The organism is Mycobacterium sp. NPDC050551, from assembly GCF_040674075.1.
In the GTDB taxonomy this organism is placed as follows: domain Bacteria; phylum Actinomycetota; class Actinomycetes; order Mycobacteriales; family Mycobacteriaceae; genus Mycobacterium.
Window position 1 is genome coordinate 1 of the sequence record NZ_JBFARC010000014.1, and the last position, 2,658, is coordinate 2,658.

A 2,658-nucleotide genomic window follows, 5' to 3' on the forward strand; every position below is an offset into this window, starting at 1 on the left:
GACAACCGCCGAGCCGGATCACCAGTCATCGACACCAACACCCGCACCAACCGCCCAACAAGCGCCTCCACACCGGCACCATCGAACACATCAGTTCGGTACTCGACCACGCCGCAGATCCCGGCCGGTTCACCGGTCTCGGTGAAGCGTTCGGTCAGCGAGAACGCCAGATCCATCCGTGCGGTGTGGGTGTCGATCGGCATCTGGGTGGCCCGCACATTCCCCATGGCCAGCGCCGCCGTCGGGTCCAGATCGTGGCCGGCGAAGTTGTGCCAGGCCAACAGCACCTGCACCAGCGGATGGTGGGCCATCGAGCGGGTGGGGTTGATCTTCTCGACGAGCACCTCGAAGGGCACATCCTGATGTTCGAATGCGGCCAGGCTGCGGGCCCGCACGTCTGCCAGCAACTCCGCGACGGTCGGATCCCCACTCAGATCGGTGCGCAGCACCAGCGTGTTGACGAAGAACCCGATCAGCTCGTCGAGTGCCGGATCGTTGCGCCCGGCGATCGGGAAGCCCAGCGCCACATCAGAACTCCCGCTGACCCTGCCCAGCAGCACCGACAGCGCGGCCTGCACCACCATGAAACCGGTCGCGCCGTGCTGCGCGGCCACCTCCCGTATCCGCTGGTGCAGCTCCGCTGGCCACGCCACCGTCACCGTCGCGCCCCGTTGATCAGCCACCGACGGATAGGGGCGGTCGACCGGCAGCGCCAACCGCTCGGGCATCCCGGCCAGTGCGTCCTGCCAGTACGCCAACTGCCCGGCGATGCGGCTCTGCCCGTCAGCCAGATCGCCCAGATACCCGCGCTGCCAGAGCGTGTAGTCGATGTACTGCACGGGCAACGGCGCCCAATCGGGAGCCCTTCCGGCGCTGCGGTGTGCATATGCCCGACCGAGATCACCCACCAGCGGCGACAACGACGTCCCATCGGCGGCGATGTGGTGCACCACTCCCACCAGCACGTGTTCATCGTCAGAAATCCGCAACAACATTGCCCGCAAGGGGATCTCGCCGGCCAAGTCGAACGCGTGGCTCGCCGCGACCTCGACGGCCTCACCGCGGCGCGCCTGCGACCAGCCTTCGGCGTCGACCACCTGCCAGCCGAAGTCCACCGCCTCGCAAGCCACCACCACCTGCCGGGGCACACCCTCAGACGCGACGAACAGCGTCCGCAGGCTCTCATGGCGAGCCACCACATCCAGCAGTGCCGCGTGCAGCGCCTCGACGTCCAGATCGCCCACCATCTGCAAAGCGACCGCCATGTTGTAGACCGGCGACGGCCCGTACAGCTGGTCGATGAACCACAACCGGTTCTGGGCGAACGACAACGGAACCACCGCAGGACGCTGCGCCGCCCTCAACGGCTCCAGCCCGCCGCCGCGGCCGTCGACACGTGTGGCCAGCTGCGCCACCGTGGGCGCCTCGAACAACACACGCACGACGAGATCAGAGTCCAGCGACCGGTTCACCGAGGAGATCACCCGCATCGCCGACAGCGAGTCCCCACCGAGCTCGAAGAACGAGTCGTCGACCCCCACCCGGTCCAATCCGAGCACCTGGGCGTAGATCCCGGCCAGTATCTCCTCGACCGCGTCGGTCGGGGCCCGGTAGTGATCGGCGTCGCGGTAGTGCGGGGCGGGCAGCGCGCGGATGTCGAGCTTGTTGTTCGACGTCAACGGCAACGCCTCCAGAGCCACCACCGCCACGGGCACCATGTATGCCGGCAGCCGCTCGGCCAACACCGCACGCAACGCCGCGGGATCGGCTGTGCCGGTGATGTAGCCGACCAGCCGCTTGTCACCCGGGCGATCCTCACGCGCGATCACCGCCGCATGCTCGACGCCCTCCAGCGAGGCCAACGCAGCCCGGATCTCCCCCAGCTCGATCCGGTACCCGCGGATCTTGACCTGCTCATCGGCGCGGCCCAGATACTCCAACTGCCCGTCGGCACCCCAGCGCACCAGATCCCCGGTGCGATACATCCGCAGACCCGGCGCACCGGCGAACGGGCACGCCACGAACCGCGACCCGGTCAACCCCGACCGGCCCACATAACCCACCGCAACACCGCGACCCGCCACATACAACTCACCGACCACCCCGGCGGGCACCCGCCGCAACCAGCAATCCAGCACGAACAACGCCGCCGTCGCCACCGGCGCACCGATCGGCGGCACCCCACAGTCGGCCGCCAACGCCGAAGTACGCGACGCGCAGATCGTGGTCTCGGTCGGACCATAGGCATTGACCATCACCCGGCCCGGCGCCCACCGCGCCACCACCTCGGCCGGACACGCCTCACCGACCACCAACACCGCCACCGAATCCAGGCCCTCAGGCGACAACATCGCCAACGCCGACGGAGTCTGGGTCACCACACTGACCCGCTCCCCGATCAAGACATCACGGAAATCCTGCGGAGAACGCACCACCCACTCAGGCACCACCACCAGCCGACCACCGTGCAGCAACACCCCCCAGATCTCCTCCACCGAGGCATCAAAGGCATACGAATGGCACTGCGCCCACACCCCCGCCGGCAAACCGCACTCCAGGGACTCCATCAACTCGGTCACGTTGGCATGGGTGACCGCAACACCTTTGGGTGTGCCCGTGGTGCCCGAGGTGTAGATCAGGTAGGCGACATCATCGCCG

1 protein-coding gene is annotated in these 2,658 nt (G+C 67.9%); it reads right to left on the reverse strand.

Annotation, left to right across the window (positions count from 1 at the left end):
• A partial coding sequence (locus AB0K11_RS27790) for a condensation domain-containing protein (RefSeq protein ID WP_364984870.1) occupies positions 1–2,658 on the reverse strand: 2,658 nt, incomplete at both ends.